The sequence below is a fragment of the Bacteroides sp. AF32-8BH genome (genome assembly GCF_003435205.1).
Lineage (GTDB): Bacteria > Bacteroidota > Bacteroidia > Bacteroidales > Bacteroidaceae > Bacteroides > Bacteroides ovatus.
The window spans coordinates 1-16,948 of record NZ_QVLZ01000045.1; the positions used below are offsets into that span (position 1 = coordinate 1).

General features: G+C 43.0%; 13 protein-coding genes and 4 pseudogenes. 3 read left to right on the forward strand and 14 right to left on the reverse strand.

Translation table 11 applies throughout. The features are described 5' to 3' along the window. The 8 genes and pseudogenes from DWZ47_RS24345 to DWZ47_RS24385 all read right to left on the reverse strand — a co-directional run. Nucleotides 1-339, reverse strand: a 339-nt coding sequence (locus DWZ47_RS24345; RefSeq protein ID WP_117514984.1) for a fimbrillin family protein, incomplete at its 3' end; no start/stop codon positions are given. 56 nt (nt 340-395) lie between these two features. After that, nucleotides 396-1,676 (reverse strand): fimbrillin family protein, encoded by a 1,281-nt coding sequence (locus DWZ47_RS24350; protein ID WP_117514986.1) that lies wholly within the window; start codon nt 1,674-1,676, stop codon nt 396-398. A gap of 336 nt (nt 1,677-2,012) precedes the next feature. Further along, a complete protein-coding gene (locus DWZ47_RS24355; protein ID WP_008771115.1) occupies nt 2,013-2,303 on the reverse strand; it encodes a helix-turn-helix domain-containing protein in 291 nt (96 codons plus the stop codon). Nucleotides 2,304-2,423: 120 nt separating this feature from the next. Then, entirely contained in the window at nt 2,424-2,621 is a 198-nt protein-coding gene (locus tag DWZ47_RS24360) for a reverse transcriptase domain-containing protein (protein WP_008775183.1), read from the reverse strand. Continuing rightward, entirely contained in the window at nt 2,599-2,949 is a 351-nt protein-coding gene (locus tag DWZ47_RS24365) for a reverse transcriptase N-terminal domain-containing protein (RefSeq protein ID WP_004308130.1), read from the reverse strand. Before DWZ47_RS24365 ends, DWZ47_RS24360 begins: the two co-directional genes overlap by 23 nt. A 971-nt stretch (nt 2,950-3,920) precedes the next feature. Continuing rightward, nucleotides 3,921-4,682: a glycerophosphodiester phosphodiesterase family protein gene (locus tag DWZ47_RS24375; RefSeq protein ID WP_004308129.1), complete on the reverse strand. Its 762-nt coding sequence runs from the start codon at nt 4,680-4,682 to the stop codon at nt 3,921-3,923. A gap of 43 nt (nt 4,683-4,725) precedes the next feature. Next, nucleotides 4,726-6,515: pseudogene (locus DWZ47_RS24380) on the reverse strand (RagB/SusD family nutrient uptake outer membrane protein). Between the two features lie 18 nt (nt 6,516-6,533). After that, nucleotides 6,534-6,809: pseudogene (locus DWZ47_RS24385) on the reverse strand (hypothetical protein); the annotation flags it as partial. On the opposite strand from DWZ47_RS24385, the pseudogene DWZ47_RS24390 reads away from it, so the two are divergent. After that, a pseudogene (locus tag DWZ47_RS24390) lies at nt 6,800-7,018 on the forward strand (helix-turn-helix domain-containing protein); the annotation flags it as partial. The pseudogenes DWZ47_RS24385 and DWZ47_RS24390 overlap by 10 nt on opposite strands. Before the next feature lie 69 nt (nt 7,019-7,087). Here DWZ47_RS24390 and DWZ47_RS24395 read toward each other — a convergent pair. The 5 genes and pseudogenes from DWZ47_RS24395 to cobU form a co-directional block, all read right to left on the reverse strand. Next, nucleotides 7,088-8,317, reverse strand: coding sequence for a site-specific integrase (locus tag DWZ47_RS24395; RefSeq protein WP_117514990.1), 1,230 nt, complete (start codon nt 8,315-8,317; stop codon nt 7,088-7,090). Between the two features lie 423 nt (nt 8,318-8,740). Further along, the gene (gene cobC / locus DWZ47_RS24400; RefSeq protein WP_117514992.1) at nt 8,741-9,274 is read right to left on the reverse strand and encodes an alpha-ribazole phosphatase; all 534 of its coding nucleotides are present in this window, start codon (nt 9,272-9,274) and stop codon (nt 8,741-8,743) included. Nucleotides 9,275-9,282: 8 nt separating this feature from the next. Beyond that, nucleotides 9,283-10,029, reverse strand: coding sequence for an adenosylcobinamide-GDP ribazoletransferase (locus tag DWZ47_RS24405; protein ID WP_004321880.1), 747 nt, complete (start codon nt 10,027-10,029; stop codon nt 9,283-9,285). 1 nt (nt 10,030) lies between these two features. Further along, nucleotides 10,031-11,068 carry a nicotinate-nucleotide--dimethylbenzimidazole phosphoribosyltransferase gene (gene cobT / locus DWZ47_RS24410; protein ID WP_008998847.1) on the reverse strand — a complete coding sequence of 346 codons (1,038 nt, stop codon included), beginning with the start codon at nt 11,066-11,068 and terminating at the stop codon, nt 10,031-10,033. A 2-nt stretch (nt 11,069-11,070) separates the two neighbouring features. Beyond that, a pseudogene (cobU, locus tag DWZ47_RS24415) lies at nt 11,071-11,578 on the reverse strand (bifunctional adenosylcobinamide kinase/adenosylcobinamide-phosphate guanylyltransferase). A gap of 136 nt (nt 11,579-11,714) precedes the next feature. Here cobU and DWZ47_RS24420 point away from each other — a divergent pair. Further along, on the forward strand, nt 11,715-14,471 hold the full coding sequence (locus DWZ47_RS24420; RefSeq protein WP_070782892.1) for an outer membrane beta-barrel protein: 2,757 nt from the start codon (nt 11,715-11,717) through the stop codon (nt 14,469-14,471). Between the two features lie 52 nt (nt 14,472-14,523). Beyond that, the gene (locus DWZ47_RS24425; RefSeq protein WP_004299434.1) at nt 14,524-15,156 is read left to right on the forward strand and encodes an AAA family ATPase; all 633 of its coding nucleotides are present in this window, start codon (nt 14,524-14,526) and stop codon (nt 15,154-15,156) included. A gap of 90 nt (nt 15,157-15,246) precedes the next feature. Here the strand turns inward: DWZ47_RS24425 and DWZ47_RS24430 are convergent, their stop codons facing one another. Then, the gene (locus DWZ47_RS24430) at nt 15,247-16,911 is read right to left on the reverse strand and encodes a putative transporter (protein WP_004321876.1); all 1,665 of its coding nucleotides are present in this window, start codon (nt 16,909-16,911) and stop codon (nt 15,247-15,249) included. Nucleotides 16,912-16,948 lie beyond the last annotated feature (37 nt).

A 16,948-nucleotide genomic window follows, 5' to 3' on the forward strand; every position in this document is an offset into this window, starting at 1 on the left:
TCGTGCCTGATAGGGATAGTAGAAATAATAGTGTTCGTCCAACAGCCCGCCTGTGAGCGGTGTCGGACTTTCAGTTTTCCATACGAGACCGCCCGTGTCGGCATCCCTCTCGGCTGTCAGTTTCACGTTGGAATAGACTGTTTGAGTGCCCCGCACCACGTATAGGCCGCAGGCCCCGCCTTCGGAAAACTTGGTTTGGCAGCCATTCTCCACAGTACGGGTGGTTTTGCGAACAGCCGACGTATATCCACCATCGGTAACGGAGAAAGTAAGTTGCTGCGCCTTGTCTTGGTTGCCCGGGAGCTCTTCTTGCGTACAGGCGGCAAGCGATAGGAGCACCGCCGCCGGAATCGAATGTAGAATGCTTTGCTACAGTTTCTTTCTTTTTAATGTGATTAAAAAGCGCACACGGCACGCACATTGAGTGCGCCGTCCTTTTCGCTGAGCTGTGCGAAGGCATTGTAGAAATACACGCTAAAAGCGCCATTCTTATTACTGGGGCTCTCCGAAGAAGACCAGAAACGTTTATGGTTATTGCGCGGTGACAATGCGTCACCGCCAACGGCGGAGATGGAGACTTCGACTATATCCCTCGTCTCTGTGTTGTCCCGTGTGTACGCAATATTATCGACATCCTTATAACATAGCATGTGCAGTTCCTTTACCGACGGCAAGAACCATCCGGGGCTGTTTGCCGGGGCTGGATTATTTGCGATAAATGTTTTCAGGACCTCAGCAGGATTGACCAAGGCATCGGTTTTGCCGTTTGTCTTGCAATATCCGTTATACGCCCACAGCACTTTCGTGTTCTGGTAACCGAGTATCCTGTTTATGTTGCCGGTCGCATCGAAACCAGTGGCAATGTTTACGTACTCATCCTTATCGACAGGATTGAAATCTGTTCCTCTTTGAAAATCCGCCACCCAGTCGTTAACGTTTTGCCACGAGACGTTGCCCGGAGCATCTTTAATCGACACGGCAAGGCCATGGGTGCAATTGGGATGTTCTTTCACCATAATCTTGTCGAAATCCAGAGACGCCGGCGTGATCCGTCCTTCAGGATTGGTCTCTGCCGGTGTCCAGAAGACGATGGCCGCCACGCTTGCCTTCTGCTCCTCGGTCAGGGTAGTACCCTTAGGCAGCAGGTTGCCGTCGGCGAGCAGGTAATCTCCCCGTTGCATCGTGTAGTCCTTTACAGTTGTCACCGCGCCGTCCACCTTGTATCTCTTGTAACTGCCGGTAGAAAGGCCGGACGGGGTTATGGTGAACTCCTTGCTTCCCTCGTCATAATGTCCTTCGATAGTCGGTGCGGGAGTCGCGTGATTCACCAAGTAGCGGTATGTACCATCGTTCACGCGCAGCGGCTGGGCAATGCCAGAGAATGTAGTGGCGGGTGACACGGCGTAATCAGGAATCCTCTCGTCGGTAAACTTGTATTTAACGGTATTCGGCATCTCGATGACGGCCAATGCCATACGATGGTTCATGGTGAAAGAGAGGTGGAGGGTGTTGTCTTCCCCTGTCGTTGCGGAGCCTTCGGCAGTCATCAAGTCGGAGGCGGTATATGCCGCATGAGTACTTTGGTCGTCCTGAGGCTGCCAAGCGGAAACCAACGGGGCGAAGAATTCCGTGTCGGTCAAGGCTGAGCCTGTGGGAGTGGCAGTCTTTCCGCTCATATCCGTTTAGTAGGGATAGTAGAGGTAGTAGTGCTCATCCGACAATCCCCCCACAAGTGTCGTGTTGTCCTTGGACTTCCACACGAGGTCGCCCGTGGCGGCATCCCTCTCTGCGGTCAGTTTCACGTTGGAATAGAGGGTTTGAGTGCCGCGCGTCACGTATCGCCGTCAGGCATGTTTTTCCTGCCGCTATGAACAACGGCGGGGGTATATGGTTATCCGGATGTTGCCGATGGAAAAAATCGGCTGGAAGAAGAAATAAATTTCTCGCAACGTTTCACAACAGCTTTGACCTGATGCTTTTCAACACACGCCACACCGTCATGCCTGAGAGCTTTATTCTCTTCCTAAGCAGATAGTTGGCAATCCGTTGCGCTCCCCATCTTCTTGTCTCACGCACAGATTAAGGATAATGGTTTCAATTTCAGGTGTTATCTTCATATTGGCAAGTCTTGATGAACGTTTAGACTTATCGGACAATTCCGACTTGCCTTGTTCTTTCTCGCAATTTATCCAACGGTATAACGTGGAACGGGTAATCCCGCACCGAAGGGCAGTTTTTGTCACAGAACCCGTTTCGACGTATAGCTCAAGCCATTTTTGGCGCATCCGTATATCTTCTTTCATGCTACGAAGATACGGATTAAGATTTGCCAACGAAAAGAAAAAGTGTAGCGTATCTATTGATACTTTGCAATTAAATACTACTCCGCTTTTCAGCCATCTCCTTAATACCAGCCTGTCAATCTACACATTGTTGAGAAGCCATTCATGATTAATATGATCAAAACAACCCTTAATGTCACCTTCCAGTATCCATTGTGGTAAACAGTCTCTACTCAACCATCTATGAAGTGCGTCTATTGCATCCGCAGTACTTCTAAACTTTCTGAACCCATATGAGTTCGCATCCGCTTCACTTTCAGTTATAAGTTCTAAAGCCATAAGATATATCCTGCACGGCTCTGTCCTTCATGGTTGGTATTCCCAAAGATCTTGTCTTGCCATTTGCTTTGGCTATGTTGACCTTCCTCAGCGGGAAGGCCTTATATCCTCTCCTTTTCAATAAACATATAGCTTCTATTTTCTTGGCATCAGTGTCCCACTTCATATGGTCAACCCCTGCCGTACGTTTACCTTTATTGGAAGTTACTTTCCTTATCGCCAATGCCTTGGCTTCGTAGGAAGTGGCAAGTAGGTACCGTAAGGCCTTTACCTTGTTGTACCTCTTTTCTTTGTGGGCCTTTGCTATTCGGACCTGCAGTTTTCTCACTTTACGCTCATATTTGGAAGAATCGATATCTTTTCATGTCGTGTTTCGTACGGTTAAAGATGCACACTCGGCTTTTGCCTTGCTCATTTGCAGTTTCTTCATTTTATTAAAGTTCTACAATCGTTTCACAAAGAATTACCCTGCGGAAGTCTGCCTGATTTCGCATGGGGTGATGTTTAAACCTCTATCCTCCGCATTACACAGAATCATTCACTTTCTCCGCAATCCTTTACCCGCACCACATTCGGCTTTTCTTGCAATTGGCTTACCTGCCTGACATAGACAGGAGAAATACGGGTTTACCAAGTTCCGTACAAGTAACTGACGCCCGACTTAGAGCCCGCCCCTCCACCGCCAGTATGATGTCCGTGTAGCCTTACATTCCCAAAAGACTATCCTGACTACCCACCTTTTGGCTATAGCTTATAAATATCCGTAAGCTATTTCTTTATTACGATGGTGTAGCGATTCACATATGTTACTCATATCAGTCAGCCTAACAGCCTATACATTGGATATTTCTGTAAAGGACTGCATTGTCAAGAGGGCTTCGCACTAAACCATGACTGGTAAAGCACGCCTCTTTAGACTATTATTGACAGAACAATAGGTTCAGGCACAGTGCTGAACAATTACTTGTACGACTTCTTGTCGCACGGAATACCTAAAGATACAAAAAGGCCAACTAATTCGCAATAATTTGGCTATGAATTAGTTGGCTAATTTTATATTATTTAACAAATACCCCTATTCAGTTCGATTAATGGAGCTGAACTATAAATTTGGACGTTTGCCTTCTTATACAAGATTGACATTCATTGTTTCCGCTATTGTTTTGTTTTCAATCAGCATTCAACTGTATCAACATGAACAGTCGTTTGAAAACTTGAAACTCATTTTCCAAAAACATAAATAATCAACAGATTATTAAAGGTAATCAGTTGGACTATACATTATCTCAGAAAATATATCTATTTGACCTTCATTATATCTTTCAACAGTCCCAACGGCTCATCTGTAGTGATAAAGTCGACTTTATCCCAAAAGTATTGCATGTCCTCTTTTTTATTAACCGTCCATACATTCACTTTTAGCCCCAAGGCATGGCAACTTTCAATCCAATCGGTATAACGGTAAAATTCAGAGAAGTGATAATCCGGTCCGGCACTACCCAATTCTTTCAGTTGTTGTGGAGATAAGTCCCCTTTCAGATAATATACAGGAGTGCTTGTGGGAGCCTGACGGATCAGTTCCTTTAATGCGTGAGACGAAAAGGTGATATATATCATCCGGGGTTCGAGTCCCATCTTCTTTATCATCGAAACGATCTCTTCAACAGCTTTTATCTCCCGTTCGGGTTTACTATGAGCTTTCAACTCCAGCACCAGCTTCAAAGATGTTTTCCGCTTAGCTGTTTCCAGAAGCTCTTTTAAGGAGGGTACGCATTCTCCATTCGCTAACCATAACCCGGTTAATTCCTTCAGAGTGGACTCTTCAACCTTATGCCCTTGAATAATCCCATCATGGCTAACCACCAAACCATTATCTTTTGTCAGCCAGACATCAAACTCCGAACCATAACATCCTATAGAATCCGCTTTCAACAAAGATGTAATGCTATTCTGTGCTGATCCTTGGGTTTTCCAGAAACCACGATGGGCAATCACCCGTGTTTGTGCCGAAGTATTGGCAATCATAAACATAATTGCCAATAAACACATTACCTTTTTCATTTTGTCCTTTCCTCTAATTGTTAGTTATATAAGAGCTGATTCTCTAGTATCCCGGATTCTGCACTAGATTGGGATTTACTTCTATCTGATCTTGTGGAATAGCAAGCCAATAGTTCTTGGGAGCGGTAAAATTACGAACGCCGGTTTCTTTCATGTCCGTAAGTTTATAAAAACTATCAGCGGTTTTTCCGGATAATGTCCAGGATTTCTGATAACGCATCATTTCAGTATGGGCAATTTTCCAACGGCGCATATCATGGAAACGTCTGCCTTCCATAGCCAATTCAATGGAGCGTTCATCATGTAATATTTCGCGCAACTTCTCTCCTGAAGGAATACCACCGGCTTTTGCCCATGAATCTGCAAAGGTAGGTAATCCGCAACGTTCACGTACTTTATTCAAATAGGACAGACTGGCAGTACTCAGTGTGCCGCTATATTCGAAATCCGCTTCTGCATAACTCAGATAGAGTTCGGCCAGACGCATATAAGGAAAGCACCAACGGTTGTAGGTTATTTGATCGGTAGTCCTATTATAGGTATCATATTTAGACACCCATTTCTGACAATAATAACCGTTGTCCGTTTGATACTCATCCTTGGCATTGCCATTATTCTGCTGCATTTCACCACGTCTGCATTTGAGCACTATTGTCTTTCCCTGCACGTCATAATTTCCACGATCAAAGCCAATAGAGGCATAAAAGCGCGGATCACGATTCCTGTGAAAACGTACCGTACTATCACCTGGTGCAATGGAATACGGATCAAGCTTCTTAGTCTCGGGGTCATCTGCCCAAGGTAGACCGTTCTTGGTATAATACCTACTCACACAATCCCACGTCGGGAATAAGGACCCTCTAAAACCTTTGGTCGAATAACTTGTAAATTCAACACGAGGAGCCATATTCTTGATACAGTAGGAAATAGTTCCCTGTTCAGCAAAGCCAAACAGGACTTCATTCCAGTTAAATCCGCTACCACTGATCCCATCACCGACAAAGGCTTCATGATAGTTTTTCTTCCCTTGCTCCAAGTCATTGGTCGAATTTCCATAAAGTTTGTAACCGTTCTCTTCGCAAAGGTCTATGGCCTCTTTGGCAGCATCCATCGCTCTCTTCCACTTTTCCCGGTCATAAGTCTGGTTAATCAGAAAAGTGCCGTCGGGGTTTTTAAAGTCGGAATAAAACTCACTATTCCCATTGACTAACGGCGAGGCGGCATAAAGCAACAGCCGAGCCTTGAAAGCCAAGGCAGCAGAAGAGGTAGCCCTGTTTCTCTTACTTGAATCCCATACGCCAGGAAGTAATCTAGCTGCTTCCGAATATTTATTGGCAATGAAATCGACACATGTATCATAAGGAGAACGGGAGGTCATCATCTCGGCCGGAGAACTTTCCATTGGTATTTCCTTGTCAATAATAACTATCGGTCCATAGTACTCCAGCATGATCTGATGATAATACCCGATCAAAAACAGCGCTTCACCTTTCCACCAGCTCAGGTTTTCGGGGGTAATGTCCGATACCCTATCCAGATTATTAAGCACATTATAGCAATTGCGGATACTTTCCCATACTGCTTTCTTCACAGCACCCTGCGGATAAGATTTTGCTGTATTGCTCCATAATGAGTAATAAGTCGTTGTTGGGGATGGAAATAGTTAGGGATATTCGCGTAGCAAGACAGTACCATTCCTTCAGCCTGATATTGTGTCCGGTAGATATCATCCACGGTAGCAGTACCTTGCGGAACCACATCAAGAAAATCACATGATGCCATCATTAAACAGCCGATTGCCGACAGGCATAACTTTGTATATATATTTTTCATAACTTATTCTGTTCTTAATTAATAATGAAACTGAATCCCGATCTTGGCCGTGCGCTGTAGCGGATATTTCAAACCATTCCCACTTCCCATTTCAGGATCCCAGGTACTGAACGGAGAGAATGTCAGCAAATTAGTACCTGCTGCATACACACGCAGCCACGGGAAGAAGGAATAGCCCAGTTCGGCATTCTTCAGGCGCAGGAAAGCTGCGTTACGTAGGTAATAAGTGCTGGTTTGCGCATTGTTCGTGATAAATTCGGGTGATAATCGGGGATAGGCGGCACCGGCTACGTCCGACAATTGCAGACGAACATTATTTAAGTGGAGATGAAGTATGCCGAATGCTCCATGTTTCCAAGCGTACATTACAAACACTACGGGATGAAAAGGCAATACCTTATACCTCAATTACTGCCACCGGAGGTAAACTGCTCTATCCGGAAAGCGGGTTATACGAGGTACTCAAAAAGAACTATAAAGATTTCAGGCGTTACTTGAAATAGCAATCTGCCGGAATATGAATATGAAAAACACCCTCCATTATGGCCGAAGGGTGTTTTTTTAATTTATTTCTAATCGGCCAAGCGATATACAGAACCAATTTTGTCACACATCCTATCCGTATCTTCCCCAACCTTCGGATTGATCAGTTCAGCATAGACCTGTGTGGACAGAATCGATTTGTGTCCTAATACTTTTTGCAAGGTCTCTAACGGCATGCCTTTCAATATAGCCAAAACTGCAAAGGTATGTCTTCCAATATGAGGAGTGATATTTATATTGCAATTACACTTTTTCCCTAAAATCTTAAAACTACTTTTCATGGTTTCATAATCACCAACGGGGAAAACGCAATCAGGAGAATCCTTCTTTTTGTTATCACCCTTATATTTTTCTACAAGTTCAATTGCTATGGGCAATAATTTCACGACGTATGCTACACCTGTTTTTGTACGGTTTCCCATGAGCCATGTGCCACCGTCAGAATCTGTATGGATATTCTTATAGGTAATTGCTTTCAAATCTGCGAAGGCGAGACCTGTGAAGCACATGAAAAGAAGCATGTCACGCATAGCTTGCTGACGTTTATACCTCAATTCTATATGTATAAGTCTTTGCAATTCTTCTTCGGAAAGGAATGAACGTCTTTTATATCCCGGCTTACATCCAAAACTGGTGAAAGGATGAACTTTTATCAAACCTTTCTCTTGAGCGACATACATTAACCATTTCATGGTATTGACACGTCCAAATGCTGTAGAACTGGCCGAGCCGCATGTACCTAACATCCAATTATAATAATCTTCAATAAAATTTTTATCGAGTTCATCAAGTGTAATGTCCTCAACATGCTTTTTATCCTTCAAGAAAAGCAGTGTGCTCTTATAATCAGCAACTAAACCAAGATATGTACTTTTTGCTTTTTCCTTGCCTACTTTCTCCTTATATGATTCAAGTTGTTCCCTGAAAAGTGCCATAAGGGTGTGGGAATCCTCTTTAAAACCGACATAGCGGCTATAGACTTTCTTGGCTGTGACAAAACTATCATGATCGCAAATGTATTGATAATGCTTGGCTATTTGAGCTTTGGCATTATCAAGTTCTTGGTTTAACATTCTGGCTTCTTCGGATTTCCCTTTAGCCCGGTTAGCTTTGGCATCCCATAAGGAAATAGACACTTCTTTTTTACAGCTAAAACAAGCTGTGGTCTTGTTGATGGTTATACGTCCCATTACAGGCACTTTACCATTCTTAATCGATTGATTTTTAGTGTAAAACAACACTCTGAATGTACTTCTCATAACTCAACTTTTTTAGTTACAAATTTAATTACTATTGAGCTATTTGATGTTATGAAAAATAATGCAATATATTGAAAATTAATGTGTTACATCCGATTAGTAGGCAAATTGGGAGAGGTAACAGATAAGTAACATAACTCACTCCCAAATATGCTCTATTTAGCTTTATTCACCACATCTGACTAAAACATTAGTTTTATAACTATTTGAATTTTAATTGGTTTGCACTATCTTTGCGCATCTTTAAAAAACACTTTGTTTCAAATAATGAAACATTTCGTTTCTCGGTGCGAAACACTTTGTCCCAAGTAATGAAATAAAGTGGAACTGCCGTCAACCGAAAATTCTCCAGTAAGTAATTATTAAACAAGGTGTGAGGGTAAAGACATCGCAAACTTATTAGAGATATCTACACCTGTTTGTTTACGGGCACTCTTGATATAGAAAAACTCCTCCGTAGGCAGGTACTGCCTGAAATGCTTCTTCCTGGTGAATCAACTTTGCATAAATCTGTGCGCAAATCAATACGCCGCCATGAGCAAATACTACTATATTTTCAGCCTCCTTTTGTTTGATTTCGTCTAAAAATGCGGCTACTCGTCTATATTGGTCGGCAAACGATTCTCCATTGGTTGCTTTTACATTCATGTAGTCGTCATACCAGCATTGGAGATTCGGGTCTTTGATTTTATTAAAATACTGCATTTCCCAATCTCCGAAATTAAGTTCCAGTATTCTTGGGTCACGGATGGCATCTCCGAATCCGCAATACTGTGCCAGACGGGTGCATCTGGATAGAGGACTGGTGTAAGCCATATCAAAGTGAATGGATTCGATTTTAGCTTTGGTTACGGCTGCTTCTATCTCAAATGTAGGACGTAAAGGAACGTCTGACTGACCGTAACAAAGACCTTTAGGAACGTCGACAGAGGTATGTCTGATTAGATAAATATTCATAGGTTTACTTATTTTATATAGATAGACATCACTGCTCCCAGCCAGAAACTCATTTCGCTTAAGAGAAATAATGCACCGCAACAATCTCCGGTATATCCGTTCAGACGTCGTTTCATCATCCGGCAGATAAAGAAGAATACCAGAATGGGAAATATACATACGGGCCAGTAGCTTGGAGGAAGTAATAGGAGAGGTAGTATTCCACCCATCGCAGACATTACGATCTCCCCAAAACTCATTCTTGTATATACTGTTCCGGATTTGCTATCTTCTTCTTTCCGTGCATAGGGCAGGTAATTGATGATATTGGAAGAAATGAATTTACTCCAGGTATCTCCGCTTAGTAATAAGAAAGGAGTAACTGCTAAGGGAAGTGCGACCAGTAGATTGTAAGCAAATAAATAATAGATGATTAATCCCAAAACTCCATAGCTTCCGATATGGGAATCTTTCATGATGCGTAATGTGCTTTCTCTGTTCGTCCCACCTCCGAATCCATCGAAGAAATCGGCCAATCCATCCTCATGCAATGCTCCTGTGATAAGTAAACGTGAAGTCAGTGCCAGGATTACGGCTACTCCGTGAGGTAGAATAGTACTGGCTCCCCAGAAAATCAATGCCATCATTCCCCCGGTCAGCCAGCCACTGAAACTCCAATAATTGACAACGTGTTTGAAACACTCCTGCGGAACTTCTTTTATTTTCCAGAAAGGCAATCGTGTAAAGAATATGAGGGCGGCAAGTATCTGGTTCATTTTAGAAATATTTAGTGATGGAAGCATGAGCAAATGAATCCATTTCATTCAGCATTTTCACAGCGGAATCCACAATGGGATAGGCACAAACGGAACCGCTTCCTTCTCCAAGTCTTAATCCGAGATTGAGTAGGGGACGTGCTCCGAGATAATCCAATAATAGCTTATGTCCGCTCTCGTCTCCCTGATGACCGAATATGGCGTAGCTCATCACTTCCGGATAAAGGCGTGAAGCGGCAAGAATACAATTGGTCATTATAAATCCATCAATTAAAATAACCATTCCCAGTTCTGCAGCTTTGAGCATTGCTCCTACGGCCATTACCATTTCGTAACCTCCGAAACGGCAGAGGATTTCTTCTGCGGAATGCTCTCCCGGATATTGTTCGAGAGATCTTTTCAGAACTTCGTATTTGTGGTTTATTCCCTGGTGATTGAGTCCGCTTCCTGCACCTACACATTGATCTAATGGGATTCCGGTGAAGCAAGTCATCCATAGAGAAGAGGACGAAGTATTTCCGATTCCCATTTCACCGAAGCTAATGATATTGCAGCCTTCCTGGTGAGAAGTGTCTACACATTGGACACCATGCTCCAGGCAAAGTTCCATCTCTTCAGGTGTCATGGCTGCTTCATGAAGGAAATTGCGTGTTCCTCTTCCGACTTTCATATTAATGATACCTTTTTCATAAGGTAAATCATAATCGACTCCTGCGTCTACAATTTTAAGAGTGAAACCGTGCTGTCGGCACAGGAAGTTGATCCCTGCTCCCCCATGAAGAAAGTTGCTGATTTGTTGCCAGGTTACTTCTTTAGGAGATGGGCTGACTTTTTCTTCTACGATGCCATGATCTGCGGCAAAGATTATATTTTGAGGATGAGTTAATCGTGGAGAAAGGGATTGTTGGATCAGTCCGATTTGCAAAGCAATTTCTTCCAGTCTTCCAAGCGATCCTTTAGGCTTGGTCAGATTATTGATTTTGTCAATCAGAGCTTCTTTGATAGCTTCATCCGGCTTTTGAATATGAAACGTTTTCATGTTTATTTTATTTTTACGGGAATACCACTTGCCATGAGATATACATCGTCGGCATGCGATGCGATATATTGATTGGTCCAACCTTGCAAGTCTGTGAATTTACGTTGCAGTTTGTTCTCGGAAACTCCCCCCCAACCAATCTCATTAGTTACAAATATGAAAGTGGCATCCTGCTGGGTAAATTTGTCGAATTCTTTTTTAACAGCTTCCAATGAGGAGGCAACGTTAGAATCAAACTCCATAAAGAAGTTAGTGCACCAAAGAGTTACACAATCTATCACTACGACTCTGCCCGCTACATTGTGACGGCTCAATTCTTTTTCTTCTTCTATATTGGTCCATTCAGGACCGCGGTTCTTTTGATGGCGTTCCACCCTTTTTCTGAATTCTTCGTCCCATATCTTGGCAGTGGCCAAGTAAACCGGTGACGTAGTAAGTTCATGCGCTTTTTTCCGCAAACGAACTTTTACCGGATCGTTGTCCTCCTGTGATTAGTATAATCCTTTTCATTAAGTTGCTGATTGAATAATGGATGGACAAAGGTATAAAAAATAACTCTGGGATTAACCGTTTTACGTAAAAGTTATTAACTTTGTCCCGATTTGTTTTAGATCAACATAAATATCAGACTTAACTACTATTAGATATGAACGCTTGTAAGTTAGTGGGATTGCTTTTGCTGCTACTTTGGGGACATACTGCTCTGTATGCTCAACAAGTGAGAACTGTGCGAGGAAGAGTGCAGACAGTGGAAGCCGGCAGTAATGAGAAGCGGGTATTACCATCTGCCAGCATTGTTATTTTGGCGAAAAGCGATTCTGCCTTTATCAAGGGAATAACAAGTGATAAGAATGGGCGTTTCATTCTTAATTATCAACCGCAGAAGAAAAAGAAATACCTGTTGAAGGTCTCTTTTATGGGAATGCAATCTGTATACCGGGCACTGGAAGACTCTGTATCGGTGAATATCGGTACAGTGGTATTGAAAGATGATGATATTCAGATTAGTGAAGTGACGATAACGGGAAAATTGCAGGAAGTAGTGATGGAGGGAGATACTACGGTTATCAACGCTGCCGCTTTTAAAACTCGTGAAGGAGCTTATCTGGAAGATTTAGTGAAGCGTGTTCCCGGATTGGTATATAATAAGAAAGATAATTCGTTGACATACAACGGACAGCCCATCAGTGAAATCAATGTAAATGGCGAAGCTTTTTTCTCCGGAGATAAAAAGACGGCACTCGAAAATCTTCCGGCAGACCTGATTAGTAAGTTGAAAGTATATGATAAGAAATCGAAAGAAGAGGAGTTCACCGGAATTAGTTCAGGAGAAAAGAAATATGTACTCGACTTGCAGACTAAGGATGAATTGAATAAAACCTGGCTGACAAATGCAACGGTAGGATACGGGAATAACCAGAAGAAGGATTTCGAGGGGCAAGTGAATTATTTTAGTAAAGACGGAGATAATCTTTCTTTTATCGCACAGTCTACCAACAGATACCAGAATAGTACGTACAAGGATAATATCAACAATTCGGTAGGAATGAATATGACTCATAAATTCGGTAAGAAATTCTCCCTGACCGGAAGTGTGAACTATAATTTGAACCGGAACGGAAATCTTTCTTCCATTTATCAGGAACAGTATTTGCCGGCAGGTAATCAATACTCTGCGTCTACTAACGAAAGTAACTCTAAGGGGCGGTCGATTAGTTCTAACTTCATGGGAAGCTGGGAAGTAGATAAACGTACACGTATACATTTTACCGGTAATTTAGGAATCTCTCCTAATAGGAATGAAAACAGTAGCCAGAATGCATCTTTTGATGCTCCTCCCGGCATAAGTCATGAGAGCTTGTTTGATGACTTTGAATCTATTCCCCGGGATATAAAAGTGAATCGTAGTGAGAACCGGTCGCGTTCGGAGAATCAGTCGAACCGTTATAGCTGGATGATGAGTATTATGAGACGTCTGAATGAAAAAGGTACAACGCTGGCATTGAATATCCTGAACTCGGATTCGTGGGGAGATAATGAAAGTTTTTCGCTTTCTAAAACTACTTATTTCCGTCTTGAAGATAAATTGGGAAATGATTCGGTGCTTTTTCGTAACCAGTATTTGAAGTCGCCTCAAAAAAATAATTCATGGAGAGTCGGGATTACCTTTGCCCAGCCTATTGGTAAGAAGATGCATTTCCGGGTAGCATATAACTGGGATACTAACTATGAGCGTGATAATCGTGATACGTATGAATTATCTTCTCTGACGAAGTCGGAAGTCTTTGGTGAACTACCTCCCGACTATGAAGCAGGGTATGTGGATAGTTTGAGTAATCGGAGTCATAGTCGTACGAATGGCCATAATCTGGATGTGGGGCTTAATTACTCTGATGATACCTGGATGTTTAATGCCTCATTAGGGATGACTCCGCAAAAACGTGCCATTGAACGGAAAATGGGAAAGCTCTATGCGGACACTACCATGCATACTATCGACTTTCAGCCTATGATATGGGTGAATTGGAAAAAGAAAGAGGCCCGGATCACTTTCAATTATAGCGGTAGAACCCGGCAACCCTCCTTATCAGATTTAATGCCGCTGACGGATAACAGTAATCCGTTGTATATCACCCGGGGAAATCCGGATTTGAAACAGATGTTTTCTCATAGTGTCCGTGTGAGCTTTCAACATTCAAAAAAAGGTATATCTGCGAATATCGGCGGGCAGATGGAACAAAACAGTGTGACGCAGGTAGTGCTATATGATGCAAAAACCGGCGGACGTGAGACATCTCCTATTAATATTAACGGAAACTGGAATGTATATGGAAGTGCCAACTGGTGGAAGCGTCTGGGACATTTTTCCTTGCGGTTGGATATGAACGGTAATCATAGCAATCGTGTCAGTATGATTAATGAAGACAAGAGCCTCGAACCGAAGAAAAGTACGACACGTGATACCGGATTGGGGTGTGACGCGAATGTATCTTATCAGCCCACCTGGGGAGGTATTGATTTCTCTACTTCCTGGAATTATCAGTATTCGCTTAATTCTATCAATGATAACGATACCTATACGCGTAATTATAGTTTTCGTCTTGAGGGGTACGTTGATCTTCCTTTTGGCTTGCAATTACGGACTGACGGGGCTTATTCTTTCCGTAATGGTACGAATATCCGTAAAGGCGAAGATGACCAGATGTTGTGGAATGCAAGTGCCAGCTGGCGGTTCTTGAAAAAGAAAGAAGCGGAACTGTCTGCTTATTGGGCGGATATTCTCGGAAAGAGGAAAAGTTTCGGCCGTACGACTTCTTCTGATGGTTTTTATGAGTTCCGTAACCAGGAAATAAAAGGATATTTCATAGTCACTTTCAAATATAACTTTCGTTTGATGATGTGATTTTTAGAAAAAAGTCGTATGTTTGCTACAGAACCATAAAACAAAATGTACTATGAGCGGTAATTATGTTATCAATATCGGCCGTCAGTTAGGTAGCGGCGGAAAAGAAATAGGAGAGAAGTTGGCAGCCCGTTTGGGAATCAACTTCTACGACAAGGAACTGATTAATCTGGCTTCGGAGGAAAGTGGATTGTGTAAGGAGTTTTTTGAAAAGGCTGATGAAAAAGCCTCGCAGGGTATTATTGGCGGACTGTTCGGTATGCGTTTCCCTTTTATCAGTGAGGGAGCTATGCCATGTAACAACTGCTTGAGCAATGATGCCTTGTTCAAAGTACAGAGTGATGTGATCCGTCATCTGGCAGCAGAAAGATCTTGTGTCTTTGTCGGACGTTGCGCAGATTATATTCTGAGAGAGCATCCTCGTTGCGCTAATGTTTTTATTTCAGCCTCTAAAGAAGATCGCATAGCGCGGTTGTGTGGCATGCATCATATTGATGCGGAAGCTGCAGAAGAAATGATCGAAAAAGCGGATAAGAGACGTTCGGAATACTATAATTATTATAGCTATAAAACGTGGGGAGCAGCAGCTACTTATCATTTGTGCATCGATTCTTCTTCTTTGGGAATTGAAGAGACAGTGCGGTTCATTGAAGAATTTGTAGTAAAGAAACTGCAGCTTGTATGACAGGATAGAAAAGCAGATTGAAAAAATAAATAAAGCCGGCGTATTCCATTTGGATATAGCCGGCTTTATTGTTTATATGCTAAACTTGATTTACATCATTGCTAATAATATCATCTGTCCCGTCAGAATACGGAGGAACATCGATAACGGATAAACTGTAGAGTATCCCACTGCCGGAGCATCTCCGGAGGTTGTTTGATTGGCATAAGCCAATGCCGGTGGGTCGGTATTACTACCGGCTATCAATCCCATCAGGGTGAAGTAGTTTACCTTATAATATAATCTTGCGATGGTGCCGATGATAAGTAGCGGGATAACGGTGATAAGGAAACCGGAACCTACGTATAGTAATCCGTCTCCCTCGACTACCGTTTGCACGAAATTGGCACCGGCATCTATACCGACACTGGCAAGGAAGAGAACGATACCGATTTCACGAAGCATCAGGTTGGCACTCATGGTTGTATAAGTCACTAAATGCAGCTTATGACCGAAACGGCCGATAAGAATTGCCACTACCAGCGGTCCGCCTGCCAAACCTAATTTTAAAGGAGTCGGCATACCTGGGAATGCAATCGGAAGACTACCCAGAAGGATACCTAAGAAGATACCAACGAAGATCGTAACAATGTTCGGTGTATCCAAGCGTTTTAACTGATTACCCAGTACACCGGCAACACGTTCCACTGCATCTTGCTGTCCTACCACCATAACGCGGTCACCTACCTGAAGTATCAGATTCGGATCGGCAAACAGGTCCATACCGGAACGGTTGATACGAGTGACATTGACCCCATACATACTACGGAAGTGCATAGAACCTAATGTTTTACCATTGATTTCCGGTTTGGTAACCAGAATACGACGGGAAACCATTGGGAGGTCTTGTTTTTCCCAGTCGAGCTCCACTTCTTTTCCGATAAATACTACAATTGCAGGAGCGTCTTCTTCCGAGCAGACGATAAATAACTGGTCGCCTATATTAAACACTGTTTCATGGTCGGGAATACTTACATGACCATCATGGCGAATTCGGGAGCAAACGAACTTACGGCCCAGGAAATTCTTGATTTCAATCAGCGTTTTTCCACTAATTGATTCATTGCGAACTTCCAGGCTCATCATGTGAGGTTTGTGGTGTGAATCTCCACTTTGGATTTTCAGGCTTTCTTCTTCTTTCGCCATATTGACACGGAAGATGTAACGGATGGCAATGATAGAACCAATGATACCTACCACACCGAGGGGATAAGCACATGCATAACCGAGAGCAATCTGCGGACCGGTATAATGCAACTGATTCAGAGCCTCATTGGCAGCACCAAGTCCCGGAGTATTTGTCACTGCTCCGTAAAGGATACCTACCATCATCGGCAGTTCTACCCGGCCGTTCCAGAGGTAATAAAGCCCCAGTGCGACAGCAATATTTAACACTACGATGCCTACAGCCAACAGGTTTAATGTCATTCCTCCTTTTTTGAAAGAGGAGAAGAAAGATGGCCCCACCTGAAGACCGATACAGAATACGAACAAGATCAATCCGAATTCACGGATGAAATGTAGGATGTGTGTATCGGCTGTGAAGCCGAAATGTCCCATTAGGATGCCGGCAAACAAAACAAATGTGACGCCCAAAGAAACTCCGAATATCTTTATCTTACCAAGATACACGCCGGCAGCCACTACAAATGCGTAGAGGAGCACGATGTGAGCTACGGAGCTGGGGTCCCATAATAAACTTTGTAACCAATCCATAATATAGCAGTTTTTATAATGTTTTTCTAAAAACGAG

What these genes read in the sequence shown, in the direction of transcription:
- DWZ47_RS24430 (WP_004321876.1), bottom strand. Translation starts at nt 16,911, where the DNA reads ATGGATTGGTTACAAAGTTTATTATGGGACCCCAGCTCCGTAGCTCAC.
- cobT (WP_008998847.1), bottom strand. Translation starts at nt 11,068, where the DNA reads ATGAAAACGTTTCATATTCAAAAGCCGGATGAAGCTATCAAAGAAGCT.
- DWZ47_RS24360 (WP_008775183.1), bottom strand. Translation starts at nt 2,621, where the DNA reads ATGGCTTTAGAACTTATAACTGAAAGTGAAGCGGATGCGAACTCATAT.
- DWZ47_RS24420 (WP_070782892.1), top strand. Translation starts at nt 11,715, where the DNA reads ATGAACGCTTGTAAGTTAGTGGGATTGCTTTTGCTGCTACTTTGGGGA.
- DWZ47_RS24355 (WP_008771115.1), bottom strand. Translation starts at nt 2,303, where the DNA reads ATGAAAGAAGATATACGGATGCGCCAAAAATGGCTTGAGCTATACGTC.
- DWZ47_RS24405 (WP_004321880.1), bottom strand. Translation starts at nt 10,029, where the DNA reads ATGAACCAGATACTTGCCGCCCTCATATTCTTTACACGATTGCCTTTC.
- DWZ47_RS24395 (WP_117514990.1), bottom strand. Translation starts at nt 8,317, where the DNA reads ATGAGAAGTACATTCAGAGTGTTGTTTTACACTAAAAATCAATCGATT.
- cobC (WP_117514992.1), bottom strand. Translation starts at nt 9,274, where the DNA reads ATGAATATTTATCTAATCAGACATACCTCTGTCGACGTTCCTAAAGGT.
- DWZ47_RS24425 (WP_004299434.1), top strand. Translation starts at nt 14,524, where the DNA reads ATGAGCGGTAATTATGTTATCAATATCGGCCGTCAGTTAGGTAGCGGC.
- DWZ47_RS24350 (WP_117514986.1), bottom strand. Translation starts at nt 1,676, where the DNA reads ATGAGCGGAAAGACTGCCACTCCCACAGGCTCAGCCTTGACCGACACG.
- DWZ47_RS24375 (WP_004308129.1), bottom strand. Translation starts at nt 4,682, where the DNA reads ATGAAAAAGGTAATGTGTTTATTGGCAATTATGTTTATGATTGCCAAT.